Source organism: Variovorax sp. J2L1-78 (assembly GCF_030317205.1).
In the GTDB taxonomy this organism is placed as follows: domain Bacteria; phylum Pseudomonadota; class Gammaproteobacteria; order Burkholderiales; family Burkholderiaceae_C; genus Variovorax; species Variovorax arabinosiphilus.
Genome location: NZ_JASZYB010000001.1, coordinates 1,894,205 through 1,920,140 on the forward strand (window position 1 = coordinate 1,894,205; position 25,936 = coordinate 1,920,140).

At 68.4% G+C, this 25,936-nt stretch carries 25 protein-coding genes; 22 read left to right on the forward strand and 3 right to left on the reverse strand.

Annotated elements, in window-relative coordinates:
• Positions 1-20: 20 nt before the first annotated feature.
• The 8 genes from tlpB to QTH86_RS09015 all read left to right on the forward strand — a co-directional run bounded on the left by tlpB (position 21) and on the right by QTH86_RS09015 (position 7,350).
• Positions 21-1,988 carry a transporter-like protein TlpB gene (gene tlpB / locus QTH86_RS08980; RefSeq protein ID WP_286645020.1) on the forward strand — a complete coding sequence of 656 codons (1,968 nt, stop codon included), beginning with the start codon at positions 21-23 and terminating at the stop codon, positions 1,986-1,988.
• Positions 1,985-3,259 (forward strand): cation:proton antiporter, encoded by a 1,275-nt coding sequence (locus tag QTH86_RS08985; RefSeq protein WP_286645019.1) that lies wholly within the window; start codon positions 1,985-1,987, stop codon positions 3,257-3,259. The genes tlpB and QTH86_RS08985 overlap by 4 nt, the downstream gene beginning before the upstream one ends.
• Complete coding sequence (locus QTH86_RS08990; protein ID WP_286645018.1) at positions 3,256-4,422, forward strand: YbdK family carboxylate-amine ligase; 1,167 nt, start codon at positions 3,256-3,258, stop codon at positions 4,420-4,422. The genes QTH86_RS08985 and QTH86_RS08990 overlap by 4 nt, the downstream gene beginning before the upstream one ends.
• A 5-nt stretch (positions 4,423-4,427) precedes the next feature.
• Entirely contained in the window at positions 4,428-5,402 is a 975-nt protein-coding gene (gene thiL / locus QTH86_RS08995) for a thiamine-phosphate kinase (RefSeq protein ID WP_286645017.1), read from the forward strand.
• 87 nt (positions 5,403-5,489) lie between these two features.
• Positions 5,490-5,984: a phosphatidylglycerophosphatase A family protein gene (locus QTH86_RS09000; RefSeq protein ID WP_286646732.1), complete on the forward strand. Its 495-nt coding sequence runs from the start codon at positions 5,490-5,492 to the stop codon at positions 5,982-5,984.
• A 37-nt stretch (positions 5,985-6,021) separates the two neighbouring features.
• Entirely contained in the window at positions 6,022-6,519 is a 498-nt protein-coding gene (locus QTH86_RS09005) for a CinA family protein (protein ID WP_286645016.1), read from the forward strand.
• A gap of 13 nt (positions 6,520-6,532) precedes the next feature.
• On the forward strand, positions 6,533-7,021 hold the full coding sequence (locus QTH86_RS09010) for a nuclear transport factor 2 family protein (RefSeq protein WP_286645015.1): 489 nt from the start codon (positions 6,533-6,535) through the stop codon (positions 7,019-7,021).
• A 20-nt stretch (positions 7,022-7,041) separates the two neighbouring features.
• A complete protein-coding gene (locus QTH86_RS09015) occupies positions 7,042-7,350 on the forward strand; it encodes a GNAT family N-acetyltransferase (RefSeq protein ID WP_286645014.1) in 309 nt (102 codons plus the stop codon).
• Here the strand turns inward: QTH86_RS09015 and QTH86_RS09020 are convergent.
• A complete protein-coding gene (locus QTH86_RS09020; RefSeq protein ID WP_286645013.1) occupies positions 7,340-8,068 on the reverse strand; it encodes an ArsR/SmtB family transcription factor in 729 nt (242 codons plus the stop codon). The two genes, QTH86_RS09015 and QTH86_RS09020, sit on opposite strands and share 11 nt — an antisense overlap.
• Positions 8,069-8,200: 132 nt before the next feature.
• Between QTH86_RS09020 and QTH86_RS09025 the strand changes: the two genes are divergently transcribed.
• Positions 8,201-9,478 (forward strand): MFS transporter, encoded by a 1,278-nt coding sequence (locus tag QTH86_RS09025; RefSeq protein ID WP_286645012.1) that lies wholly within the window; start codon positions 8,201-8,203, stop codon positions 9,476-9,478.
• Here QTH86_RS09025 and QTH86_RS09030 read toward each other — a convergent pair.
• Positions 9,475-10,707, reverse strand: coding sequence for a YbfB/YjiJ family MFS transporter (locus tag QTH86_RS09030; protein WP_286645011.1), 1,233 nt, complete (start codon positions 10,705-10,707; stop codon positions 9,475-9,477). The two genes, QTH86_RS09025 and QTH86_RS09030, sit on opposite strands and share 4 nt — an antisense overlap.
• 155 nt (positions 10,708-10,862) lie before the next feature.
• On the opposite strand from QTH86_RS09030, the gene QTH86_RS09035 reads away from it, so the two are divergent.
• The 9 genes from QTH86_RS09035 to QTH86_RS09075 all read left to right on the forward strand — a co-directional run bounded on the left by QTH86_RS09035 (position 10,863) and on the right by QTH86_RS09075 (position 20,593).
• Positions 10,863-11,735, forward strand: a complete 873-nt coding sequence (locus QTH86_RS09035; RefSeq protein WP_286645010.1) for a LysR family transcriptional regulator — start codon at positions 10,863-10,865, stop codon at positions 11,733-11,735.
• An 897-nt stretch (positions 11,736-12,632) separates the two neighbouring features.
• Entirely contained in the window at positions 12,633-14,996 is a 2,364-nt protein-coding gene (locus QTH86_RS09040) for a hypothetical protein (RefSeq protein ID WP_286649418.1), read from the forward strand.
• Positions 14,997-15,141: 145 nt separating this feature from the next.
• Positions 15,142-15,345, forward strand: coding sequence for a hypothetical protein (locus tag QTH86_RS09045; RefSeq protein WP_286645008.1), 204 nt, complete (start codon positions 15,142-15,144; stop codon positions 15,343-15,345).
• Positions 15,346-15,548: 203 nt separating this feature from the next.
• On the forward strand, positions 15,549-16,217 hold the full coding sequence (locus QTH86_RS09050) for a nitroreductase (protein WP_286645007.1): 669 nt from the start codon (positions 15,549-15,551) through the stop codon (positions 16,215-16,217).
• Positions 16,207-18,078 carry a PhoX family protein gene (locus tag QTH86_RS09055; RefSeq protein ID WP_286645006.1) on the forward strand — a complete coding sequence of 624 codons (1,872 nt, stop codon included), beginning with the start codon at positions 16,207-16,209 and terminating at the stop codon, positions 18,076-18,078. Before QTH86_RS09050 ends, QTH86_RS09055 begins: the two co-directional genes overlap by 11 nt.
• Before the next feature lie 23 nt (positions 18,079-18,101).
• Positions 18,102-18,491 carry a DUF488 domain-containing protein gene (locus QTH86_RS09060; protein ID WP_286645005.1) on the forward strand — a complete coding sequence of 130 codons (390 nt, stop codon included), beginning with the start codon at positions 18,102-18,104 and terminating at the stop codon, positions 18,489-18,491.
• 7 nt (positions 18,492-18,498) lie between these two features.
• Positions 18,499-19,401, forward strand: coding sequence for a CoA transferase (locus tag QTH86_RS09065; RefSeq protein WP_286645004.1), 903 nt, complete (start codon positions 18,499-18,501; stop codon positions 19,399-19,401).
• Between the two features lie 147 nt (positions 19,402-19,548).
• On the forward strand, positions 19,549-19,800 hold the full coding sequence (locus QTH86_RS09070) for a hypothetical protein (RefSeq protein WP_286645003.1): 252 nt from the start codon (positions 19,549-19,551) through the stop codon (positions 19,798-19,800).
• Positions 19,801-19,903: 103 nt separating this feature from the next.
• Positions 19,904-20,593, forward strand: coding sequence for a DUF1294 domain-containing protein (locus QTH86_RS09075; protein ID WP_286645002.1), 690 nt, complete (start codon positions 19,904-19,906; stop codon positions 20,591-20,593).
• Between the two features lie 3 nt (positions 20,594-20,596).
• On the opposite strand, the gene QTH86_RS09080 is transcribed toward QTH86_RS09075, so the two are convergent.
• The gene (locus QTH86_RS09080; RefSeq protein WP_286645001.1) at positions 20,597-22,702 is read right to left on the reverse strand and encodes an esterase-like activity of phytase family protein; all 2,106 of its coding nucleotides are present in this window, start codon (positions 22,700-22,702) and stop codon (positions 20,597-20,599) included.
• A gap of 269 nt (positions 22,703-22,971) precedes the next feature.
• On the opposite strand from QTH86_RS09080, the gene QTH86_RS09085 reads away from it, so the two are divergent.
• The 4 genes from QTH86_RS09085 to QTH86_RS09100 all read left to right on the forward strand — a co-directional run bounded on the left by QTH86_RS09085 (position 22,972) and on the right by QTH86_RS09100 (position 25,778).
• On the forward strand, positions 22,972-23,619 hold the full coding sequence (locus QTH86_RS09085; RefSeq protein ID WP_286649354.1) for a hypothetical protein: 648 nt from the start codon (positions 22,972-22,974) through the stop codon (positions 23,617-23,619).
• Between the two features lie 87 nt (positions 23,620-23,706).
• Entirely contained in the window at positions 23,707-24,252 is a 546-nt protein-coding gene (locus QTH86_RS09090) for a DUF4256 domain-containing protein (protein WP_286644999.1), read from the forward strand.
• A 287-nt stretch (positions 24,253-24,539) separates the two neighbouring features.
• Positions 24,540-24,968, forward strand: a complete 429-nt coding sequence (locus QTH86_RS09095) for an energy transducer TonB (RefSeq protein ID WP_286644998.1) — start codon at positions 24,540-24,542, stop codon at positions 24,966-24,968.
• Between the two features lie 60 nt (positions 24,969-25,028).
• A complete protein-coding gene (locus QTH86_RS09100) occupies positions 25,029-25,778 on the forward strand; it encodes a P-loop NTPase family protein (RefSeq protein ID WP_286644997.1) in 750 nt (249 codons plus the stop codon).
• Positions 25,779-25,936 lie beyond the last annotated feature (158 nt).

Here is a 25,936-nt window from a genome sequence, read left to right on the forward strand (position 1 = left end):
GTTTTCGCACGCCCCCACGGATGAGCGCCCCGCGCGATCTGTCGACCCTGCTCGCCCGGCTCGACCCGGCGGCGGACGTGGCCGCGCGCCACGTCTGGCTGATCCAGTTCTTCGACTGGCTGCGCGGCGACCGCAGCACGCCCAGCGCCGCGGCGGCGCGCGTCGGCCTGCTGCTCGACGCCATCGACGCCCGGCCCGCGCTGCGCGCCCAGGCGCAGGCCTGGTGGGCCGCATTCATTCGCGATGTGGACCTGACCACGCTGCTGGCCGACTACGGCTTCGCCCCGCGCACCGCCTTCCTGAGCGAGCTGACCGACCGCCTGCGCCGCAAGCTGCTGCCGGGCACGCCCGAAACCACCGATGCGTCGGAGCTGTTCCGCATGGTGCTGCCGGGCGACTTCGATGCGCGCTGGATCGCCTTGCTCGACGACGCCGCGCTGGCACGCATCGGCGCGGTGCTGGCCGACGCACCGGACCACGACACGCCCCGCTGGCGCCACACCGTGATGGACGCCGTGACCTACTGCAGCAGCCAGGTGGTCGCGGCCGGCTTCTCGCCCGAGCTGCGGCTGCGCATGAGCGACGCGGCGCGCGCAGCGCGCCCCTTCCACGCGCTCATGGCCGAGCTCGACGACCTGCGCGACGCCATGTTCCGCCCAACCCTCGACGAGACCGAGCTGCAGGCCACCTTCATCGCTTTCCGCGACCGGCTCGACGCCTGCCGCGCCGGCGCCTCGTCGGTGTACACCCACCTCGAAGACCATGGCATCTCGGTCGGCCTGGTGTTCCGCGTGCGCCAGCTGCGCGAGCGCGTGCTGCGCATCCGCGAGCTGCTTGACTGCCTGATGGCGCCCGCGCCGCACGCCAGCGTAGCGCGCCTGATCGGGCGGCTGGTGGCGGCCGGCGGCGAGCGCAACAGCCTGCGCGCCCTGGTCGCGACCAACTCGTCGATGCTCGCGGCCAAGGTGACCGAGCGCAGCGCAGAAGCCGGCGAGCACTACATCACCCGCGACCGCGGCGCCTACCTGCAGATGGTGCGCAAGGCGGCCGGCGGCGGCGCGCTGACGGCGATCACGGTGCTGCTGAAGTTCGGCATCCTGGCGCTGGGCCTGTCGGCCTTCTGGGCCGGCCTTGGGTCGGGGCTGATGTACGCGGCCAGCTTCGTCGCGATCCAGCTGCTGCACCTGACGCTCGCCACCAAGCAGCCGGCCATGACGGCGCCGGCGATGGCCGCCAAGCTGCGCGACCTGAAGGCCGACGGCGCCATCGACGACTTCGTCGACGAGGTCACGCACCTGGTGCGCTCGCAGGTGGCGGCGGTGTTCGGCAACGTGGGCACGGTGGTGCCGGTGATGCTGGCCATCGGCGCCGGCACCCAGTGGGCGCTGGGCCGGCCGCTGATCGACGCGGCGCATGCGCGGGAGGTGCTGCACGGGCTGTCCCTGGCAGGCCCGACGCTGTTCTATGCCGGTTTCACCGGCCTGTTATTGTTCGCCGCCAGCATCGTGGCGGGCTGGACCGAAAATGCCTTCGTCCTGCATCGCCTCGACTCCGCCATGCGTTACAACCCCCGCATCGGTGCCATGCTCGGCGCCGAACGCGCCCGCCGATGGGCCGACTTCATGCGCACACACGTCTCCGGTTTCGCGTCGAACATCTCGCTGGGCCTGATGCTGGGCCTGGTGCCGGCGTTCGCCGCCTTCTTCGGGCTCGGGCTCGACGTACGCCACGTCACGCTGTCGGCCGGCCAGATCGGCGCGGCCGCCGCCTCGCTCGGCCCGGCCGTGCTGCACGAGCCTGCGCTCTGGTGGGCCGTGGCCGCCGTGCCGGCCATCGGTGCGCTGAACGTCGGCGTGAGCTTCTATTTCGCCTTCCGCCTGGCGCTGCGCGCGCACAGCGTGAGCGGGCTCGACCGGGCCCGCATCCGCCGCGCCATCTGGGCGCGCATGCGCAGCCGGCCGGCCAGCTTCTTCCTGCCTTCCCGATGACGTCCTTCATTCCCGCCGACCTCCTCGGCTTCTGGGCCGACTGGGTGCGCCCGTCCGCAGGCCTGCCCACCGTGCTGTGGTCGCTGCTGCTGGCGGCCGCGGCCGCCTCCGGCCATCTGGTGCAGCGCTACATGGGCATGCCCAAGGTGGTGGGCTATTCCATCGTCGGCACCGTCGTCGGCCTGGCCGGCTTCGAGGGCGCGCTGTGGCCGCTGCAGGGCATTCCGCTGTTCCTGCTGGAGCTGGGCGTGGCCATCGTGCTGTTCGAGGCCGGCGGCCGGCTGCCGCTGCGCTGGTTCCGCCACAACCCGATGGTGCTGCTGCAGAGCCTGCTCGAATCGGCGCTGACCTACTTCGGCGTGTTCTGGACGCTGCACTGGCTGGGCGTGCCCAACCCCGTGGCCAACCCGGTCGCGCTGATGGCCATCGTCGCCTCGCCCGCGGTGCTCAGCCGCGTGGTGATGGACACGCGCGGCTCCGGCCCCGTGACCGAACGCGCGCTCACGCTGGCCACGCTCAACACCTTCTACGCGCTCGCACTCGGCTATGCACAGGCCGGCCTGCTGGAGCGCGGCCCCGCCGGGCTCATGAACAAGCTCTACCCGGTGCTGGTGGTGCTGGGCGTGTCCTTCGTGGTGGGCGCGGTGCTGGCGCTGGCGCTGCGTTCGGCGCTGCGCGTGATGAGCCCGACGAGCGAAAACACCTCGATCCTGCTGCTGGCGCTGATCGGTGTCGGTGCGGCGCTCGCGGCGCATTTCGGCGGCGCCGCGCCGCTGGCCGCGCTCATCGGCGGCATCCTGCTCAAGCAGCTCAACCCCAAGCCCTGGGCCTGGCCGCGGCAGCTGGGCACGGCGGCATCGCTGCTGACCATGCTGATGTTCGTGCTGGTGTCGATCGTTGCCGCGCAGGGCGACTGGAGCCTGCCGGTGGCGAGCCTGGTGCTGGCGGTGATCGGCGTGCGGCTGCTGGCCAAGATCGCCGGCGTGGCCATCGCCAACCCCGGCAGCGGCGCGAGCTGGAAGCAGGCCTTCTGGGTCGGCTGCGCGATGTCGCCGCTGTCGTCGATCGCGCTCTTGATCGCGTCGAACTTCGCCACCGCTTCGCCGCTGCTCGGCGCGATGATCTCGCAGATCGCGCTGCCGGCCATCCTGGTGATGGAGGTGGTGGGCGCGGTGCTCGCCACCGTCGCCATCCATGCTTCCGGCGAAAGCCTCAAGCCCTGGCTGCCCGATGTGTTCCGCGGCACCGACGACCGGGAGACGCAACGATGAGCATCGCCAACCTGCCCAAGCGGCCGGGCGACCGCAGCGTCGCGCTCGAGCCCTTCAACAAGTCCGAGGCGCTGTCGCTCGGCGTGGAGCTCGAGCTGCAGCTGGTCAACACCAACGACTACGACCTCGCGCCCTATGCCGAGGACATGCTGCGCCTGATGGCGCAGACCCCGCTGCCCGGCAGCGTGGTGCCCGAGATGACCTCGAGCATGATCGAGATCTCGACCGACATCTGCCATTCGGCGCAGGACGTGATCGACCAGCTCACGCCGATCCGCGACGCGCTGGTGAAGAACGCCGACAAGCTCAACATCGCGGTGGTCGGCGGCGGCACGCATGCCTTCCAGCAATGGCACGAGCGGCGCATCTACGACAAGCCGCGCTTTCGCGAGCTGTCGGAGCTGTACGGCTACCTGAGCAAGCAGTTCACCATCTTCGGCCAGCATGTGCACATCGGCTGCCCCGATGCCGACGCGGCCCTGCTGATGCTGCACCGCATGTCGCGCTACATCCCGCACTTCATCGCGCTGTCGGCCTCGTCGCCGTACGTGCAGGGGCAGGACACGCAGTTCGACTCGGCGCGGCTGAACTCGGTGTTCGCCTTCCCGCTGTCGGGCCGCGCGCCCTTCACGCTCTCGTGGCGCGAGTTCGAGGCCTATTTCGCGAAGATGACCCGCACCGGCGTGGTCCGCAGCATGAAGGACTTCTACTGGGACATCCGGCCCAAGCCCGAGTTCGGCACCATCGAGATCCGCGTGTTCGACACGCCGCTGACCGTCGAGCGCGCCGCCGCGCTGGCCGGCTACGTGCAGTCGCTGGGGGCGTGGTTCCTGCAGGAGCAGCCCTTCACGCCCACCGAGGACGACTACCTGGTCTACACCTACAACCGCTTCCAGGCCTGCCGCTTCGGGCTGGACGCGGTGTACGTCGACCCGGCGACCGGCGAGCACATGCCGCTGCGCGAACACATCCTGATGACGATGACGCAGCTCGAATGGCACAGCGAAGCGATCAACGCCACCTCGTCGATCGCGCAGTTGCGCACCGACGTCGAGGCCAGCCGCAACGACGCGCGCTGGCTGCGCGAGAAGCAGGCCAAGGAGAACCTGCTGGCCGAGGTGGTGCGGCAGGCGGCGCTGCGTTTCAGGAACCCGACCAAATGAGCGCGATGGGCGAATTCGATCTCATCGCGCGCTACTTCGCGCGGCCCGCGAGGCGCTCGCCATTGGGCACGGGCGACGACTGCGCGCTGCTGGCCCCGGCACCGGGCATGCAGCTGGCCGTGTCGACCGACATGCTGGTCGAAGGCCGGCATTTCCTGTCGACCGTGGACCCGGCCCGCCTCGGCCACAAGGCGTTGGCGGTGAATCTCAGCGACCTGGCCGCGTGCGGCGCGAAGCCGCTGGCCTTCACCCTCGCGCTCTCGCTGCCGGCGGTCGACGAAGGCTGGCTCGAGGGCTTCTCGCGCGGGCTGTTCGCGCTGGCCGAGGCGCACGACTGCGAGCTGGTGGGCGGCGACACCACGCGCGGCCCGCTCAACATCTGCATCACCGTGTTCGGCGAAGTGCCTGCAGGCGCCGCGCTGCTGCGCTCGGGCGCGCGCGCCGGCGACGACCTCTGGGTCAGCGGCACGCTGGGCGACGCGCGGCTGGCGCTCGAAGTCTTCCGCGGCACGCTGGGGCTGCCGGCCGAGTTGTTCGACATCGCGCGCCAGCGCATGGAAACGCCGACGCCACGCACCGCGCTGGGCCAGGCGCTGCAAGGCATCGCGACCGCTGCGGTCGACGTGAGCGACGGCCTGGTCGGCGACCTGGGCCATATCCTGCGGGCCAGCGGCGTCGGGGCGCAGGTCGACGCCGATGCCGCGGTGGCGCGCATGCGGCTGCCGGCCCATCCGCTCGCCGCGACGGCTGGTCTGACACCCGAGCTGCTGCGCCTGTGTGCGCTGTCGGGCGGTGACGATTACGAGCTGCTCTTCACCGCACCGGCCGAGCGGCGCGACGCGGTGGCCGCCGCCGCGCAACGGGCCGACACGCCGGTGGCGCGCATCGGCCGCATCAAGGCCGAGCGCGGCCTGCGCATCGTCGATGCCGGTGGCGCGCCGGTCGCGCAGCGCTTCGGCGCCTTCGACCACTTCGCCTGATGGCTGCCTGAACTTTTGCCTGACGAGACCTTGCCCTTGTCCGCCTCTCCTCCTCTCGCTACCGTGGCGCATCCCACGGTCCGCTTCATGCTCTCGCATCCGGCGCACCTGATCGCCCTGGGCTTCGGCTCCGGCCTGCCCCGGGTGGCGCCGGGCACCGTCGGCACGCTGTGGGCCTGGGCCGCGTTCGTGGTCATGCAGCTGTGGCTGTCGCCGGCCGCCATCGGCTGGGTGATCCTCGCGTCGCTGCCGATCGGCTGGTGGGCCTGCACCGTGACCGCGCGCCACATGAACGTGGCCGACCCGGGCCACATCGTGTGGGACGAGGTGGTCGCCTTCTGGCTGATCCTCTGGCTGGTCACGCCGGCCGGGCTGTGGGCGCAGTTCGCGGCCTTCGTGCTGTTCCGCATCTTCGACGCGGCCAAGCCCGGCCCCATCGCCTGGGCCGACGCCCTGTGCAAGCAGAAGGGTGCCGCGGCCGAGGACATGCGCTGGGCCATCGCTGGCTTCGGCATTCTGTTCGACGACCTGGTGGCGGCCTTCTGCACGCTGGTCGTCATCGCGCTGTGGCGCGCCTGGTAGACCCAGCCGGCGGTCGGTCGCGGCATACTCGCCGGCGATGAACGACGCCAACGATTCCCTCCCCGACCTGGTCGCGCGCGTGGCCGCGCTGCTCGAACGAGGCGGCGCCATGCTCGTCACCGCCGAGAGCTGCACCGGCGGGCTGATCGCCGCCGCGTGCACCGAACGCGCCGGCTCCAGCGCCTGGTTCGAACGCGGCTTCGTCACCTACTCCAACGAGGCGAAGCACGAGTCGATCGGCGTCGATGCCGCGCTGATCGCCGCACACGGCGCCGTCAGCGAGCCGGTCGCGCGTGCGATGGCCGAGGGCGCCCTCGCCCATTCGCATGCACAGGTGTCGCTCTCGGTCACCGGCATCGCCGGGCCGACCGGCGGCTCGCCGGACAAGCCGGTGGGCACCGTGTGGTTCGGCTGGTCGGTGGGCGGTGCCACGCGCACCGAACGCCGGCGCTTCGACGGCGACCGCGCGACGGTGCGCCAGGCCACGGTGGCCCATGCGCTGCAGACGCTGGTCACCCTGCTCGACCAGCCCTGAAGAAGGACGGACCATGCACGCCAGCGAACAGACGATCCGCCGCTTCTACGACGCCTTCGCGCGCCTGGACGCCGACACCATGGCCGCCTGCTACGCGCCGGACGCGAGCTTCCGCGACGAGGTCTTCGACCTGCGCGGCGCGCGCGAGATCGGCGGCATGTGGAAGATGCTGTGCGCCGGCACGCAGGCCAAGGGCGCGCACGTCTGGCAGCTGCGCTACCGCGACGTGCAGGCCGAGGCCACCGGCGGCCGGGCGCACTGGGACGCCCACTACCTCTTCAGCGCCACCGGCCGCATCGTCGACAACGCGATCGATGCACGCTTCACCTTCACGCCCGACGGCCTGATCGCGACGCACCGCGACCGCTTCGCCTTCTGGACCTGGGCACGCCAGGCGCTCGGCCTGCCGGGCCTGCTGCTGGGCTGGTCGCCGAGCCTGCGGCGCAAGGTGCGCGCCACGGCCGCGTCGAACCTGAAGGCCTTCCTCTCCCGCAACCCCTGAACCTACGTCACGAGCCCACCATGCCCGACATCCAGATCACGAACAACGCCGAGAAGCACCGCTACGAGGCCTTCATCGGCACCGAGCTCGCCGGCTACTGCGAGTACAACCTGCTGACCGACGCCATCATGTTCACGCACACCGAAGTGCTCGAGGCGCATGAAGGAAAAGGCGTCGGTTCGACCCTCGCCAAGCACGTGCTCGACACCGCGCGCAGCGAAGGCAAGCACGTGATCCCGGTGTGCCAGTTCATCGCCGGCTACATCCGCAAGCACCGCGACTACGCGGACCTGGTGCGGCCGGACATCCAGCGGGCGTTCAAGATCTAGCGTCCGCGTCCGTCACGCGACGCCACGCATCGAGCCCCAGGCGGGCTCTGAACACCTGAGCGCCTTCGGGCGAGATCGTCAACGCCCGGCTCGACGCCGCGCGGGTCAGCCATCCCTTCTCCAGGCAATGCGTGCAGAGCATCGCGCCGAGCCGCCCGGCCAGGTGCATCTTTCGCTCGCTCCAATCCAGGCAGGGCCGGCAATAAGGCCGGGCGCTGCGCGCTGGCGGCGGCGCGGGATCGAGCGCCAGTCCCCAGCGCTGGAGCACCTCCCCCAGTCGATCGGTGACCTGCCCGCCTTCGCCATCGAACTCGATCGCCCGCTCGACCAACAGGGATTCGGCCATGGCGAGCCCAAGCCGGCCGGCAACGTGGTCGTAGCACATGCGGGCCATGCGCACCGTGTCATCGCGCGGCCCGACGATCACCCGGCGCCGCACCGGCGACTCGACCGCGATTTGCATCATGCTTTCCAGCATCTTGGCCACCTCGGCGGATGCGAGCCGGTGGTAGCGGTGCCGCCCGCGCTGTTCGACACCCATGAGGCCCGCCTCCACCATTTGCGCCAGATGACGGCTGGCGGTCTGCGGCGACACGTGCCCGGCCCGGGCCAGCTCCGTGGCGGTCAGCAGGCGGCCGTCCATCAGTTGCAGCAGCATCGCTGCGCGCGCGGGTTCTCCGACCAGGGAAGCGATGCGGGCAATGTGGTTGGTGTTCATGGGTGGCCTCGGGTCCAAGCGTACGGCAGACGGACACGGCAACACTTCGTTCCGCAGCGAAGTGTCCAGCAGGGCCAGCGCCGCAGCATCGAGCGCATCGCGGCACACGCCGCCTCTCGAGACGCTCGCACCATGTCACCCTCTCCGCCCACCTTTCACTTCTACGGCAACACGGTCGTTCGCGCGGCCTTCGTCGTCGCGCTGTTCGGCTGGGGTGTCGGGTTCTACGGCCCGCCGGTCTTCCTGCATGCAGTGCTTGTGCGCACGGGCTGGTCGCTGACGCTGGTGTCCGCCGCCGTCACCTTTCACTTCCTGTTCGGTGCAGGTGTCGTCGCCTTGCTGCCGCGGATCCACCGGCGATTTGGCGTTGCAACCACCACCCTGGCCGGCGCCATCGCGCTGGCCATCGGCGTCCTGGGCTGGGCAGCGGCCGACGAGCCGTGGCAGCTCTTCGTCGCCGCCCTGCTCACCGGCGGGGGCTGGGTGCCGCTGGGTGCGGCGGGCATCAATGCGATCGTCTCGCCCTGGTTCGCCGACCGACGGCCACTCGCCCTGGCCAAGGCCTACAACGGCGCCAGTGTGGGCGGCATGGTGTTCTCGCCGCTGTGGGCCGTCCTGATCGACCGTGTCGGCTTCCCGGCCGCGGCCATGATGGTGGGGCTGGCCATGGTCACTGTGGTGATGTCCATCGCGACACGTGAACTCGCACGAACGCCCACGAGCGAAGACCAGCCCGCGGATGCCGGCGTTTACCTGGCACCGGCTGCCGCGCCCCATCCGGCGCTCTGGCGAGACCGCCGATTCCTGACGCTCGCCGCCGCGATGTCGATGGGCCTCTTCGCCCAGATCGGGCTGATCGCCCAGCTCTTCGCGTTGATGGCGCCCGACATGGGACCTCGACTCGCGGGCGCGGTCATGGCGCTGGCGACCGGCTGCGGCATGGGTGGCCGGCTGCTCATGGCGCGGCTGCTGGGCGCACACACCGACCGGCGCCTCGCTGCAGCGGCCAGCTACGCCATGCAGGCCCTCGGCACGCTGCTCCTGTGGATCGCGGGACCAGAACACCTCGCGCTCTTCCTGCTGGGCATCGTGCTCTTCGGGCTCGGCATCGGCAACGCCACCTCGCTGCCGCCGCTCATTGCGCAAGCAGAGTTCGCGCCGGTCGACGTGCCACGCGTGGTGGCGCGGAGCGTGGCGCTTTCGCAAGCGCTCTACGCGTTCGCGCCGGCCGCGCTGGCGGGATTGATGGTCGGCGGCTCTCGCGCAGCGCCGTCGTGGGGCGTCGACACCGGGGCCTACTTCTTCGTGATCGTCGCGCTGCAGGTCCTCGCTGCAGGGTGCGTCTGGACCGGGAGGCGCCCGGTGCGTCTGCGGACCGGGGCGACCCGGACGAACCGCATCGGCTCCTAGCCCTGGCAGGCCTGGTGCGGTGCCTTGCGGCGCGCCGCGAACGGGCGGCCCAGGTCGGCCAGCAGTGCGACGACCAGCGCGGCCGCCGCGAGGATGAACAGCAGCCGGTGATTGCCGCCGCTCGCATTGAAGAGGGCCGAGAAGGCATAGCCGGCCGCCGCCTGGAAAGCCGCGAAGACCGTGGTGGCGCGGCTCCAGACCAGGTTCTGCCGCGCCGCGCTGTGCGGCATCGACTCGTGCACCCGCGCCAGCACCAGTGGCACGATGCCCGGCGGGAAGGTGCCGATGACGACCGTGAGCGCGGCCAGGACCACGAGGTTGCTGGTGCCGTACGCACCGGCCAGCACCAGCGCCTGCACGGCCAGCGCCAGCCGCACCGCCGGGCGCGGGCCCATCCGGTCGGCCAGCAGGCCGTAGAGCGGCGGGCCGACGATCGCGCCCACGCCGTAGAGCACCCAGAACAAGGACCCCAGATGCGCGCCGGCGCCGAGCCCGCGCGCGATGAAGTCCACCAGGAACACCATCGGCGCCACCAGGCCAACGGCCATCAAGGCGTACTGCGCGTACAGCACGCGCAAGCCGGGCCGGGCGGGCGCAGGGGGCGCGGCCGCCGGGGCCAGTGCGGCCCTGTCGGTAGGGCCGGACGCGGGCCACGCGAACCAGCTGGCCGCAGCGAGCAGGCCGGACACGCCCGCCAGCCCGAGCCAGGTGCCGCGCAGGCCCAGGTGCAGCAGCAGCGGCACCAGCGTGCCGGACGCCGCCACGCCCAGGCCGACGCCCAGGAAGATCGCGCCGCTCGCCAGGCCCTTGCGCGCCGGGGGAACGTGGGGCAGTACCGTGGCCGCCACCAGCACCATGATCGCGCCACCGGCCACGCCGGACACCAGGCGCCATGCGAAGAACCAGGCCAGCGAGAGCGGGAACGCGCAGCCGACGAAGGCCAGCGTGACCCCCACCATCATCCAGCGCAGCGTGGCGGTGTGGCCGATGCGCGCGGCGATCGGCCGGCCCAGCAAGGCGCCCACCAGGTAGCCCGCGAGGTTCGCGGCGCCGAGAGTGACGACGTCGGCCGCCGCGAACCAGTGGGCCTCGATCAGCGGCGGGATCAGCGGGGTGTAGCCGAAGCGGGCCAGCCCGATGCCCACGAGGCTGGCGCACAGGCCCGCGAAGATGTGGCGCCAGGCCGCGCGCGGATCGGTCCGGGCCGGTGCGAGAGAGGGGGTGGACATGGTCCCGATTCCTTCGGAGCACCGCGCGATCGATCGAGAAGGGATCGTTGAATCGCGCGGTGATAGGTTGAGGAAAGTGTAGGCATCGGATGCATGCAAAAGTGCGGCATGATTGCCGCTGAGCAATGCAGATTTGCATCACTTCGAGGCGCTTCATGAACTGGGACGACACCCGCATCTTTCTGGCGGTCCAACGCGAACGCACGCTGCGGCGCGCCGCCAAGACGCTGGACCTCGACCAGGCCACGGTGGGCCGCCGCATCGCCGCGCTGGAGCTGGCGCTGGGCGCCAAGCTCTTCCTGCGCGCCTCGGACGGCTATGCACTCACGTCCGCCGGCGAAACCGCGCTGAAGTCGGCCGAGAAGATGGAGCAGTTCGCCAACGACCTGGTGCGCCAGTCGCAGGGTGTCGACAACCGGCTCGCCGGCGAGGTGCGCGTGACCACCACCGACTCGATCGCCGTCGAGTTCCTCATCCCCGCCATCGGCCGCCTGCACGCAGTGCACCCCGAGGTGAAGGTGATGCTGAACACGACGACGCAGCTGCTGAGCCTGGCCAAGCGCGAGGCCGACGTCGCGGTGCGCACCGCGAAGCCGGAGAACCCCGACCTGATCGCGCGCCGCCTGGCGCGCTGGCCCATCGGCCTGTTCGCGTCCAAGGCCTACCTGAAGCGGCACGGCGAGCCGGTGGCGGGCACCGCCTTCGCCGGCCACGACCTCGTGGTCTACCAGCCGCACCTGAGCGCCAACCGGGCGCACACGCTGGTCGGAGAACCGCTGCAGGGCGGGCGCATGGTGTCGGGCGTCTATTCGAGCCTGATGCTGCGCGCGATGATCAAGGCCGGCATCGGCATGGGCGAGCTGCCGCTGCCGTTCGGCGAGCGGGACGGCCTCGTGCGCGTGTGGCCCGAGCGCAGCACCGCCGTGCCCTACGACGTGTGGCTCGTCACCCACCAGGACCTGCGGCACACGGCGCGCATCCGGGCGCTGATCGACGAGATCGTGGCCGCCTTCAGGCAGAACGCGTGACGCGTGCAAAAGGCCGCAGTGGCGTCCGTCGCTTGGCACGCCGCGCCTGGATCGATAACGCGGCCAGGGCCTGTCGGGCGCCGGACAGCGACGGCGGTCTCACCCGCTGAGCGCCATGAATTGGGGCGGCGAAGCGCCGGCAGCTCCTGATTAAGCAATTAGTTAATCGTCGAAGTAATACGAATTACCTCCCGATAGTACTAAATAGCCATTTAATAAATATTTAAATATTTTAAATATTTGCATTTTTGTTGCCGAGATATCAGGTTCGGTTCAGAATCAGCCTGTCTGTAGGACAAGATCCCCAGTGAGAGTAATGCAAATTCCTCGCATCCGGCATGAATGTAACTACTTTGGGTTCATGTCACGACAGTGCCTATTTCACGTTCTGTGAAGTAGGAAAAGGACGCCTTCGGTCGCATAGGCGCTCTACCCCTTCGGGCGCTGCGTCAGGGCTCGCCTGACCTCGCTTCGCCCGCACTTTTTTCCTCCAGCCCAGGCGTGAAGCCGGGTGTTTCCTAAACGGCTTTAGATCAGCTGTTGGCCGCGCCTTGCGCGCAATTTTTTTAATACTTTATTTAGGAAATTGTTTTGTCAAAAAAATTAATTGACGCACGCCTAGGCACTCTCGTTGCGTTTGCGATTGGCATGCCGTTTTCTGCCTCTGCACAAACACCAACGTTGGCTGGCCAAAGCGGCTCTTTCACGCTGGTTTCCGCCACTGTGGTGAGCTACGGTGCGAATGGCATGTTCAACAGCAAGACGCTGGGCGCAGGAACCTATGTTTGCGGCGATCAGTTGTTCGGCGACCCGGCAAAGGGCGTACCGAAAGCCTGTTATGTATCGGCACCGCCAAGCTCCGAGCCAGCTTCAACTTCCGGTTCCACAGCGCTCACGATGCTGACCGGACAAAGCGGTTCGTTCAGGCTGACTTCAACCGCCGCCGTTGCCTACGGCTGGGGTGCCCTCATGACCCAGAAGTCGCTTGCCAGCGGCACTTATGTCTGTGGTGACCAACTCTTCGGTGATCCCGCACCAGGCAAGCCGAAGGCCTGTTACGCAGTCGCAACCCCAGCGGCCCCGGTACCTGGCACCTCCACCACGCAGCTCAAGGAGATCACCGGTCAAAGTGGCAGCTTCACGCTGACGACGACGACGAGCGTCGTGTACGGGCGGGGCACCCAGACGGTGACCAAGGTGCTCGCTGCGGGCACCTACACCTGCGGCGACCAGCTGTTCGGCGACCCGGCACCGGGCGCGAGCAAGTCCTGCTACACGGCCATCGCGAGCGCGCCGGCGCCGGCGCCGGCGCCTGCTCCGGCCCCTGCGCCGAGCCCCACACCGGCGCCTGCACCCGCACCCTCCAGCCCGAACGTGCTGGGCATTTCCGGTGACGTGATGGTCAACGGCGCAGTGTCGAATGCGGAATACCAGGCCATGGCCCAGAAGATGGGCACCGACGCGGCCATCGCCTACCGCTACGGCCCGTCCTCGACGGAATACGGCACCGCCACGCAGAGCGGCCTGCCGACCTACGGCAAGCGCCCCAGCCAGTCGATGAACATGGTGTCGATCCAGAACCCCAACGGCCGAGGCAACCGCGGTTGCGGCTGGACGGGCTGGTGCGGCAACTGGCAAGTCGGCGGGCCGCTCGACTACGAACCGGGCGACTACAGCTCGAGCATCCTGAACTTCGGCTACATCGCCGACGCCACGCCCGACGCCAGCTTCTACAAGAAGTCCTATGCCCCGGGCCTGGGCTCCGTGCAGGCCATCAACGTGGCGCACAACACGATGTCGATCGAGCCCGAGCCGAGCTGGACGCGCTACGACGGCCCCGCTAACGACGGCGGCGCGCTCGACGCGAGCATCGTCTCCTACCTCAAGAGCTTCCCGCTCGACAAGCCGGTGGCGTTGGGCAAGTGCTATGGCCGCGGCGGCTGGTGCACCAGCACCCTGGCGGTCTACGCCGACGGCCGCATCGTGAGCGTCGGCAGCAACACCGCCAGCACGATGATGAGCACGCAGCTGCCCTCGGGCAAGGTACCCACGGCCATCACCATCACCAACAGCGGCGAGTTCGCCTTGGTGACCGTGTGGGACACGGCCGCCATGCGCGGACAGGTCGCCGTGCTGGCGCTGGGTGACGGTTGCCAGAACTGCACCATGGCCAACGAATCGCAGTGGAGCGGCAACTGGGGCAACTGGAAGCGTTCCTACCCGGGCCTGCCCGGGCTGGGCAACTACAACTTCATCAAGCTCATCGGCTTCGTGGACCTGCCCGAGAGCATGAGAGCGCCGACGGAGATCTCCGTGTCCACCGGTCTGGCCAACAACGACTACCAGCTCGTTCGCCGCTATTTCGACACCGACCTGGACAATTCCAGCGTTCGCGCCCGCTACTTCAATGGCGACCTGTCCAACGCCTACGCCCGCACCGGCATGGCGGTGGTGATCTCCAAGTCGGAAAAGCGCGCCGCGTTCGTGGACCTGCGCCCGCTCCTGGCGTACTACAAGCAGCAGTACTTCGGTCAATCGCAGTCGGGCTTCAACAGCATGATCGCCAACCGCGGCACGCAGCCCTCGCAGTGGCCGTACACCTTCGACGTGGCGCCGAGCCAGAAGCCGTCGGTGATCAAGGTGATGGACCTGGACAACCGCCCGACGGCCGTGAAGGTGGCGCTGGCCGCACCGTTCCGCGCGTTCATCGCCACGCAAGAAGGCAAGCTGCGGGTGTTCGACCTCGGATCGGGCTACCTGAACCAGCAGGCCGGCGGCACGCCGTCGGACATCGTGGAGCGCTTCTCGGTCGCCGTCGGTCGCAACCCGACCGGCATCACCTACGCCAAGGAAAAGGGGTTCGTCGTCGCGACGGAAACCTACCCCAACACGGTGGAGCGCGAGGTGATCGTGACCTCGCGCGGCGACCGCAAGGTCCAGTGGGTGCGCTTCGATGCGAACATCAACGCGGGTTCCGTGGCACGCACGCTGCAGGAAAGCCGGATGGTCGATCCGATCTCGACGGAAGACACCGACAACCACGGCACCGAAAGCTATGTGCTCAGCGTGGCCGACTACGGCGGCAAGGGCATCCACAACTTCCTGTACGGCACGATGGTCTGGCACACCTACGGAGCCTCATCGGCTTGCTCGAAGGAGAAAGGCGGCTGCAAGCTGCTGAACAACGCGGCCTTCGAATACGGCGGCACGTTCAAGGTCCCGGGCAAGCCCTTCCACGCGATGGGCGCGAACATCAACTGATGTCGCCGGGTAGTGCACACACCACCCTTCCCCGACGCTGCACACCGTCCTCCCTGCCAGGCGCCCTTCGGCCGCTTAGCGGGCTCGCGGCCGGGCCGCGACGGCGGCCATCACCCCCTCACCCCTCATTCAAGAAAGAAATCACATGTCAGCCAAACTCAACGCGCTCGTCCTCCTGTCCATCGCCGCCCTGATCGGCGGCTGCGGTGGCGGCGGCAGCGACGGAGACGGAGACGGAAACGATGCGGCGGGGGCCAGCTCCCCGACCGTGACCGAGCCGGTCGGCCAGGCCTCACCGTCCTCGGCGCCGGCCAGCGGCAAGGATCCGCTCGAGCAGCGCACCAACTGATCTGTCGTGCTCGGTCGCCCGGCACTCCAGACGGACCCGTGTCGGCCCCTCGGGCCTACGGGGGTGACGTCGAATTGTGGTCTAGCTCGGCGAGCGCGTTGTCCTCTCAGCGCACGTCCTTGAGGTCCGTCTGGAGACGCGCTCGAAGCTCATATATCGCCCCGGCGACGACGGCCGACGGACGGGCGCGGCATCATCGGCGCATGCATCTCCACGACGCCATCGCCTCCCGCCGCTCGGTCCGCGCCTTTCTCCCCGACCCGGTGCCGGCCGACACCGTCCGCCGCGTGCTCGAACGCGCCGCGCGCGCACCCTCCGGCGGCAACCTGCAGCCCTGGCACGTGGATGTGCTCGCCGGTGAACCGCTGGCCGCGCTCAAGGCCCGCATGCAGGCGCTGCTCGCGGCGGGCACGCAGGAGACGCCCGCCTATGCGGTCTACCCGCCCGATCTGCCGTCGCCCTGGCGCGAGCGCCGCTTCCGGATCGGCGAGCAGATGTACGCGCGGCTCGGCATCCCGCGCGAGGACAAGGCGGCGCGGCGCCGCTGGTTCGCGCGCAACTTCGCCTTCTTCGACGCGCCAATGGCGCTGTTCTGTTCGGTCGATCGCGTCATGGGCCCGCCGCAATGGGCGGACCTCGGCATGTACCTGCAGACCGTGATGCTGCTGCTGCGCGCCGAGGGGCTCGACAGCTGCGCGCAGGAATGCTGGGCGATGTACCCCGAGACGGTCGGCCAGGCGATCGCCCTGCCGCCCGGGCGCATGCTCTTCTCGGGCATGGCGATCGGCGTCGCGGATACGGCGCATCCATTGAATGGCCTGGCGAGCGAGCGCGCCCCGCTCGAGGAAACGGTGCGCTTGCATGGCGTCTGAAGACCTCGCGCTCGACCGCCGCGGCTTTCTGCAGGCGGGAGTCGCTGCCACGGTCGCGCTGATGGGCGTGGGCTGCGCCGTGCCGGGCCGCAACGACCCCGTGCTGATGGGCTTCGGCGCCGTGCCGCCCACGCTGCACGACGGCATCACGCTGCCGCCCGAATACCGTGCGCAGGTGCTGTACCCCTGGGGCACACCGACCGGCATCGCCGGCGCCATGCCGGCCTTCGCGCCCGACGCCAGCAACAGCGCCGCCGACCAGGCGGTGCAGGCCGGCATGCACCACGACGGCATGCACTTCTTTCCGCTCGGCAACGACGGCACACGCGGCCTGCTGGTGATGAACCACGAGTACACCGACGAGCGCCTGCTGCACACCAACGGCGTCGAACGCTGGACGGCCGAGAAGGTCCGCAAGTCGCTGCATGCGATGGGCGTCTCGGTGATCGAGATCGAGCGCACGGCCGACGGCTGGCGGCAGGTCCTGCCGTCACCTTATGCACGACGCATCCATGGTGCCACGCCGATGCGCATCGCCGGGCCGGCCGCCGGCTCGCCCTGGTTGCGCACCGCCGCCGACCCGGCGGGCACGCAGGTGCTCGGCACCTTCGCCAACTGCGCGATGGGCGTCACGCCCTGGGGCACCTACCTCAGCTGCGAGGAGAACTTCCACGGTTACTTCGGCGGCCCGGCGGATGCGGCCGCACGCATGACGACGGCGCAGCGCCGCTACGGCACGGTGCCGGGCGCGCAGTGGGTCGAGTACTGGCGCTTCGACGAACGCTTCGACCTGTCGAAGCAGCCGAACGAAGCGCACCGCTTCGGCTGGGTCGTCGAGATCGACCCCTTCGACCCGGGCAGCACGCCGGTCAAGCGCACCGCGCTCGGCCGCAAGCGCCAGGAGAGCGCGACCTGCACGCTGACGAAGGACGGCCGCGTCGCGGTCTACATGGGCGACGACGCGGCCTTCGAGTACATCTACAAGTTCGTCAGCCGCGAGAAGGTCCGCCCTGGGCAGGACGCCGCGGCGCGCGCCGCGAACCGCACGCTGCTCGACGACGGCACGCTCCATGTCGTGCGCTTCGATGCCGATGGCCGCGGCCGCTGGCTCGAACTCGTGCACGGCCGCGGCGGGCTCGATGCGGCACACGGCTTCGCCGGCCCCGACGAGGTGCTGCTGCACGCCCGGCTCGCGGCCGATGTCGTCGGCGGCACGAAGATGGACCGCCCCGAATGGATCGCGGTGCACCCGCGCACCGGCGAGGTCTACGTCACGCTCACCAACAACAGCCAGCGCGGCACCGCGGGCAAGCCTGCGACCGACGCCGCCAACCCGCGCGGCCCCAACCTCTTCGGCGGCATCCTGCGCTGGCGCGAGGACGGCGGCGACGCGGCCAGCAACGGCTTCGCGTGGGATCACTTCGTGCAGGCCGGCGACCCGGCCCTGCCCGACATCGGCGCGCGCTACCCGCGGGCCGACGACGACGCCTTCGGCTCGCCCGATGGCTTGCATTTCGACAGCGGCGGGCTGCTGTGGATCCAGACCGACATGAGCGGCCAGGCCATCGGCACCGGCGCCCATGCCGCCCTGGGCAACAACCAGCTGCTGTGCGCCGACCCGGCGAGCGGACGCATCCGCCGCTTCCTGGTCGGGCCGAACGGCTGCGAGATCACCGGCTGCGTCGTGACGCCCGACCGCCGCACGCTGTTCGTCAACGTGCAGCACCCGGGCGAGCGTCGCGACGACGGCACCGGCGCCCTCAACAGCGCCTGGCCCGACGGCACGCTGCCCGCCAGCACGCGCCCGCGCTCGGCCACCGTGGTCGTTCAGCGGCGCGACGGCGGCATCATCGGCACCTGAACACGCACCTCAAGGAGACATCCATGGCCATCCGCATCGTCCGCCTCGGCAGTCCACGCGCGCCCGGCGAGGGCCTGCGCATCGGCACCGTGCGGCGCCCGCCGCGCGGCGTGCCCAAGACCGAGTTCGCCGCCCAGGACTGGTACGACGTGTGGTACCCCAACCTCGCGCCCTCGGCCGAGACGATGAAGCTCGGCCAAGCCGCCGAAACGCCTGCGCAGTGGGCCGCCTTCACGCGCCTCTACCAGCGCGAGATGGCCGAGCCCGATGCCAGCCGCAACCTCGACCTGCTGGCCGCGCTGTCGCACCACGGCGCGATGGCGGTCGGCTGCTATTGCGAAGACGCCGCCCGCTGCCACCGCTCGCTGCTGCGCGAGCTGCTGGTGCAGCGCGGCGCTGAGGTCATCGACTGAGCTCGCCGTGACCACGCCTTCCCTCGCACCCCTTGCCGGCACCCGCGTGCTGAGCCTCGCGCTCAACCTGCCCGGCCCCGCAGCGCTGATGCGCTGCCGCGCCATGGGCGCCGAATGCGTCAAGTTCGAGCCGCCTGCAGCGCCCGGGCGTTCGGCCGACCCGATGAGCCTTTACGCACCCGTCGCCTATGCCCAGATGCACGAAGGCATCGCGCACGTTCAGGGCGACCTCAAGACCGCAGAAGGTCGTGCCCGGCTCGACGCCGAGCTCGCACGGACCGACGTGCTGATCACCTCCTTCCGGCCCTCTGCGCTCGACAAGCTCGGGCTCGGCTGGGAGGCGCTGCACGCCCGCCATCCGCGCCTGTCGATGGTCGCCATCGTCGGCGCCCCGGGCGACCGCGCCGAAGAGCCCGGCCACGACCTGACCTACCTGGCCGAGAGCGGCCTGGTCACCGATTGCACGCTGCCGCCCACGCTCTACGCCGACATGGCGGGGTCGCTGATGGCGAGCGAGGCCGTGCTGCAGGCGTTGCTGCACCGCGGCATGTACGGCAGCGGCACCCGCATCGAGGTGGCGCTGTCGGCCGCCGCGCACTACCTCGCGCTGCCGCGCCAATGGGGACTCACCACGCCCGGTGGTTCGGTCGGCGGCGCGCATGCGGGCTACCGCGTGTATCCCTGCCGTGACGGGCGCGTTGCCCTCGCCGCGCTCGAGCCGCACTTCGCGCAGCGCCTGTGCGCGGCCGTGGGCCTGGGCGCCGAGGCGGGCAACGCCATGTTCCGGTCGTCCACGCATGCCGCGATCGCGGCCTTCGTGCAAGGGCGGGACTGCGACGAGATCGAAGCGCTCGCCAGGCAGCACGACCTGCCGCTGCACGTGCTGCGCTACGAGGCCGAACCGGGGTAAGCCCAAAGTGTCGAACCGTCACAAAACTGTCACATGAGAGTTGCGACAATCCTTCGATTCCCGGCCGTCGCAAGCGTCGTCATTCAACCGGACAAACCCGGAGACCACGGCCCCGGGTCTGCCGCCATCCCCTTTGAAGGATCACTCGTGAACGCCATCAAATCTGCCCGCAAATTCATCGTCGCCAACCCTTCGAGCGAGTCGGCACGCACGCTCGCACAACTCGTGCTCGCGCTCGAATCCGAAACGCAGTTCAACGTCGCCGAGCTCTACAAGCTCGACCTCGAGACCTTCGACATCGCCATCGACATCCTCAAGGAATGGCGCATCGACCGCTACTACGCCGGCAAGGCGAAGCTGTTCGACCTGTCGGTGCAGGTGACGGGCCTGCCAAGCTGAGTCGCGCAGCCACCACCACCTTTCGAAGAGCCCGCCACCCGGCGGGCTCTTTGCATTTCGGCGCGCGGAGAAAATGTCCGCTCCTTCACTTCCGCCGTCGCCGATGAAGCGCCAAGGCCAACTCGTCCGATGGGAAAGCACGCGAGGCTTCGGCTTCATCCGCTCGCCCGACATCTCCGCCGATGTGTTCGTGCACCTGCGCGATTTCGTCGACCGCGGCGTGGCGCCGCAGGTCGGCATGGCGCTGCGCTTCGAGGAGATCCATGTGGGCGGCAAGGGGCCGCGCGCGGTGGCGGTCGAGGCGATCGGGGCCACATCCCGCCGCCCGGGCAGCAGCCCGCCGCGAACGATGCCGGCCACAGCCCGCCGCCAGCGCCCCGCGGCACCGGAATCCGGCCGTCGTCGCGACGCCGCACCTTCTTCGTCGTCCGTCCTGCCCTTCGTCGTGCTGGCTGCCGGCTACGCAGCGCTGGTCGGCTATGGCATCTGGGTGTCGCGCATTCCAGCGATCGCCGTGGGCGGGCTGTTGCTGCTCAGCCTTCTCACCTTCTTCGTCTACGGCTTCGACAAGCACGCAGCCGAGACCGGGCGCTGGCGCACACAGGAAAGCACCCTGCACCTGCTCGCGCTGATCGGCGGCTGGCCGGGGGCCTGGTGCGCGCAGCGCCTGTTCCGCCACAAGGTGCGCAAGGCGAGCTTCATGACGGTCTACTGGGCGACGGCGCTGGCACACATCGCCGCCGTCGCGGCCTGGGTCGGCCGGTTTCTACCGACCGCCCTCATGGCGCTTTGAACTTCAACGCGCGGCGGGCACGCGCAGCGCCGACAAGGCCGTGTCGAAGCGAAGCATCCAGAAGCGCGTCGGCCGCTCGAGGTCGCTCCCGCGTGCGATGCGCGCGCCGACCACGCCGGCCGGGCAGCCCGAGACGATGGCACCGGCCGCATCGACCGTGCAGTCTTCCATGCTGCCCGCCACGGTCTTGCCGTTGGCGTCGAGCAGGATGGTGCTCACGCCGAAGTCGTTGTCGTTGACCAGCGCGAGCGTGTGGTCGTCGACCAGCGCGAGGCCTTCGGCCTTCTCGGCCAGCCAGCCGAGCGCGTTGAGGTCCAGCAGTTCGGTCTTGCGCAGCGTGACGACGCCCGCATAGTCGACGCCGTTTGAGGCGGCCTGCGTGATGCTGCTGATCTCCAGGTTCTGGTCCATGGCGGCGATGTTGGTCGCATCGGCGGGCACCTCGACCAGGAACAGCTTGTTCATGACCTTGCCGTCACTCTTGCGCGCGCCCTGCTCGATCACGATGAAGCGGCCGTTGCCCAGGCTCACCAGGTCGCCGAGCTTGGCGTTGCCGGTGCGGTCCTTGTCGTACAGGCTGCCATCGATCGGGTAGGCGTAGAGCTTCGAGGTCTCCGTCGTCGGGTCGAACTCGAGCCAGCGCGCGAACTTCGCAATGTGGCGCACGTCGGTGTTCTTGCCGCCCGGTGGCTTCGCCTGGATCGACTTGCCCACACTGTCGCGCGGATCGATCGGGCTCTGCAGGTAGCCGTGCAGCTTGCCGCTGGCCACATCGAGCGCCAGGCCTTCCATGCCGCGGTTCGGCCGGCGCAGCGCCAGCACCATCGGCAGGTCGGCCGCGCCGTTGCCGGGGCCATAGCGCTTCTCGACGATGCCCGTGTCGATGGCAATGCGCGCCACGAAGGGGCCGTACTCGTCGCTGGTCCACAGCACCTTGCGCGCCTTGTCGAGCACCATCGTCTCGGGGTCGAGGCCGTTGGCATCGAAGTTGGCCTTGGTGGCGTCGAAGACGTACTTGTCGGTCAACGGCGTCTCGCCGGTCGCGCCGACGCCGGTCTGCGGCGGCAGGCCCGTGAGTTTCTTGTCGGCGTTCAGGCGCAGCGGCGTGCTCGACTGCAGCACCGCGCCGTTCGCACCCACCCGCACCACGCCAAAGCTTGGCGCAAAGGACGGCGCCGGGAACACCTTGCTGATGTTGAGCGTGCCGGCCGCCGCACCCGGCACCGGTGCGTTCGGGCCGTCGCCGTTCGGACCGCGGTCGGTGATGGCGTAGAACTCCAGCGCGCCGTCGGCCGCCGTGCCCTTGAAGGCCAGGCCGGAACCGTAGGCCGGCAGGAATCCGTTCGGGAAGTCGGCGCGCGTCTTGGCGTTGTCACCTTCGTACGGGACGTAGTACTTGGCGTCGGCCTGCAGTTGGTAACGCGAGACTTTCAGCGCCAGCGTGCCGAGCGCGTTGGTCTGCGTGGCCGATTCCTGGATGACCGTATTGAGCTGCGCGGCCAGCGTGTTCTGGAAGTGTTCGAGTGCCAGGGCGCGGCGGCCTTCATCCACGGTGCGGTTGGCGTAGGTCGCCGGCAAGGCGGCGAGCAGGCCGTTGAGGGCGGTGTCGAACGACGCGGCAGACGCCGAGAAGTCCAGCGCACCGGCTTTCAGCGCGGCGCGAAGTTCCGCCGTCAGGCGGATGCCGTTCGCCGGGTCGCGGTCCTCGTCGAAGCTCTGCAATGCGAGCAGCCGGTTGACCACGGCATCGGCCTTCACGTCGGTGCCGGCGGTGAGGGTCAGCGGCGTCACGGTGGCGCCGCAGGTCGCACTGCCGAGCACCAGCGCGCCGATGCTGAACTGCACGGTCTGGCCCTCTTCGCAGACGAAGTCGCCCTTCGCGCCGGTCTGGGCCTTTGCGCCGTTGCCAGCCACGTAGTCCAGTCCCTCGACGGCGGCATCGAGGAAGACGCCGTTGACGGTCTTCGCGACGGGCGCTGTGCCGGGGTCGCCACCGCTGCCCGCAGTGGCGGTTCCTCCGCCATCTCCACCACCGCAGGCCGCGACGAGAAGGGCCGCGGCGATGGACGCCAGCAGAGGCCGTCCCGAGATCGATTGTTGTTGTGTCATGTGCAGTTCCTGGACAAAGGCGCGGCGCACCCGCGCGACTGCGGGGATTAACCCCGAGCCTTGTGACAGGACTGTGACGCCCGGAGGGGCAGCGTCATGGAGAGGCACAGTGTGTTGAGCCCCCAGGATCGGCGTGCGGAGCCTTTCCCGCCATAGCGCCTCTGTGGCATCCTCCGGTCGACGGCAAGCGGCCCGCAGCAGGTCTTCGCAAGTGACGCAGACCTCGCTTCATGCTTGACCGTTTGACCAACCTATCGACCCATCACAGGATGCTCTTCTTCAACAGGCCCAAGAAGCGCTCCGTCGAGCACTTGCAGCTGCACCAGTATCTGGCGCTTCTGGACGGAGGAATGGAAGCGCATGAGGCATCGGGTGTCGAGAAGGTGGCTGCTCTTGCTCTCGCCCGCGATGTCTGGCAATCGCTTGCGCTGGGCGCCTGGGAAGAAATCAACCCTGCCCGTATCGATGCCTGGCGCAACAAGGTGCACGGTCAAACTCTTGTTCACATTCCGGCAGGAATCGAAGACTGCTTTCTGGTCGTCGTCTTCAACGAGTCGGCGGCACCACTTGCCTACTTTCTGTTCGATATCGGTTCCCAGTACACGTCCGCGACCATTTTCTGCCCCGCATTTGGACTTGAGCAAGAGGCCACGGAGACAGACATCCGTCGAGTGGTTCCGCAACTGCCCGCCAGCTCAGAATCGTTCGTCGTGTTGGCGTTGCGCGGTGGGACTTACATGCAGGTGTACGCCGATGAGCAGGGCTTTCATTTGGAGCATCAACTGGTGACCACTGGCGCCCACTACCGCTGCACGTCGGTGGTGGGTCCTGAGGATGCGGCTGACACGCTTGTTTCCTACGCGTTTGGCAGCTACGAATGGGCTCGCACCAAGCGTTGGGAGCGCATGAGCCTTTAGAAGTGGCGCCGCTCGGCCAGCAACGGACATTCGAGCGGCTGCACAATTCCGCCAACGCATCCGATTCGAGGAATAGGAGCAAGCGACATGAAGGCAGAACAACGCGAAGTGTTCATCGGTACTTTGAAACTGCGCTTCGAACAACACACGCACCGACACCCAGGCGTCGACTGGGCCGATGTTCATGTGCGCTTGCAAGGCAGCCCGCAGAAGCTGAAGTCGCTCCATGTGATGGAGACGACAGGAGGAGAACCGGATGTCACCGGGGCAGCGGACGATGGCGGCACCTACCTCTTCTGCGATTGCGCGGTCGAAAGTCCGCAGGGGCGCAGGAGCCTTTGCTTCGACGCAGAAGCTCTGCATTCCCGGAAACAGAACAAGCCGACAGGCAGCGCGATCGACGTGGCTGCCGTCATGGGCATCTCGCTGCTGACGGAGGCGCAATATCGCGCCCTTCAGCAGTTCGGTGAGTTCGACTTGAAGACATCCAGCTGGGTGGCAACGCCGCCTGAGGTCCGAAAGCTGGGCGGCGCCCTGTTTTGCGACAGACGGTACGGCAAGGTTTTCGTGTATCACAACGGCGCTGAGTCGTACTACGCCGCGCGAGGCTTCAGAGGCTCGATCAGTGTCTGAGGCGAAGGGCTGGAGACGGCCAGAAGCGGAAGTTGGGGAAAGAGCTTCGTTCCGGAATAATGGTGGTGTCGCATTCCGTCGGAGACAGCACTTGACATTCGTTCACGGCTTTCGATAACTTGTGTCGTTGTCCTATGCCTGTTCGCTGTCGGAGTACCCGGTGCCGTAGTCGTCGCTCTGGGTCTGTCGACTGTTGTTGAGTTCGCTGGCTCAGCAGTTGCTGGCAACCCGAAAGGACAGGGAGCAGTAAGCCGGTGTAGGCGACACAAGTGAGGATTCGTACAACAATGAAAACTCAGCACATAAAAGGTTTTGCTATCGCCGCTCTTCTCTGCTGCATGCTCGGCATGGAAGGTTGCGCGACTGGCGGTGGCGGTGAGTCGGACGCTTGGCCGGCCAAAGTCGTATCTGCAAACCAGTTACGACCGGCCGAACCGCTGCAGCTGAAGATGCCCCGGCGAAACATGAACGACCCAATGCCCAGCGGTACTGCCGTTCTTCGGTTACATGTGGACGAACGCGGCATCGTGCGCAAGACTCTGCTTGTCAGTAGCAGTGGAGACGCCGTCTTAGATAGCGCAGCAGCGCGAGCACTTGTCGGTGCCAAGTTCGTTCCGTACCGTGAAGCGGGAGAGGCAGTGGCCGTGACCACACTGATGCCGATGGGCGTCAAGGCTTCTGCGCAGTGCCGTGGATTGAGCCCTTTGGATTGCTGAGTACAGGATGAGCCTGTGACCACACGCGGCCAGGAGCGGACGGTCGGGACCGCCGCCTGAATGAGCTACAACATCCGCATGAACCCCGTCGCATGGCCCGCCCAACGGTCCTCCGAGCACCATGGACTCGTCGTCATCGAGGGCATCATGGGCTCCGGAAAGTCGACGACCATGAGGTTCGTCGCGAAGACGCTTGAAGAGGCCGGCCGACCGGCACTCGGTGTGCACGAGCGCGCTGACCCACATCCTGTCCGAGCGACCGATGAGCTCCAGCACTGGTTCGAACCTTGGCGCGAATCCACGGCTGAACAGCTAGCGAGTCGAGCCATTTCAAAGTGGCGCTCGTTTGTTGAGGAGGTTCAACCTGGCACTTCGGTGCCAGTGCTGGACGGCCAGCTCTTCCACGGCGACCTGACAAATCTCTTCTTGATGGAGGCAGGCTTTGACGAACTCGCGGCCTATTGCGAGAGCTTGGCCCAGCTCATCAGGCCCTTGCGCCCGCTCGTCGTCTACCTGCGGCAGGAGAACGTGGAGCTCGCTGTGCGCACCATTTCCGCCGAGCGGGGGGAAGCTTGGGTGCGGTACCAGGTCGACTGGAAGTTGAAGGGGCCGTACGCGGTGCGCCGGAATTTGGTCGGTCTCGAGGGCCTCATCACGCTGTACCAAGACTATCGACGCATGACGGACGCGCTGTTCGACCGACTGACGCTGGAAACGATGGTCATCGAGAACTCGGCGCGCGACTGGGCGCGGTACAACCAGCAGGTCTGCGAACGGCTCGGTCTGGACGGTGCACAAAGCGCCAGTTGAGGTGCATGTTCAAAGGCAGAATCCGCTGCATACCGGACACGAGCCACAAAAATTAGAGTGATCTCAATAGCACGAGTGAGGAAGCATTTGACCTCACGGTACGCCCTGGCCGATTGCTCGGCGGCGCGCGTGCAAGAAGAGCGACAGGGCTGCCTGGT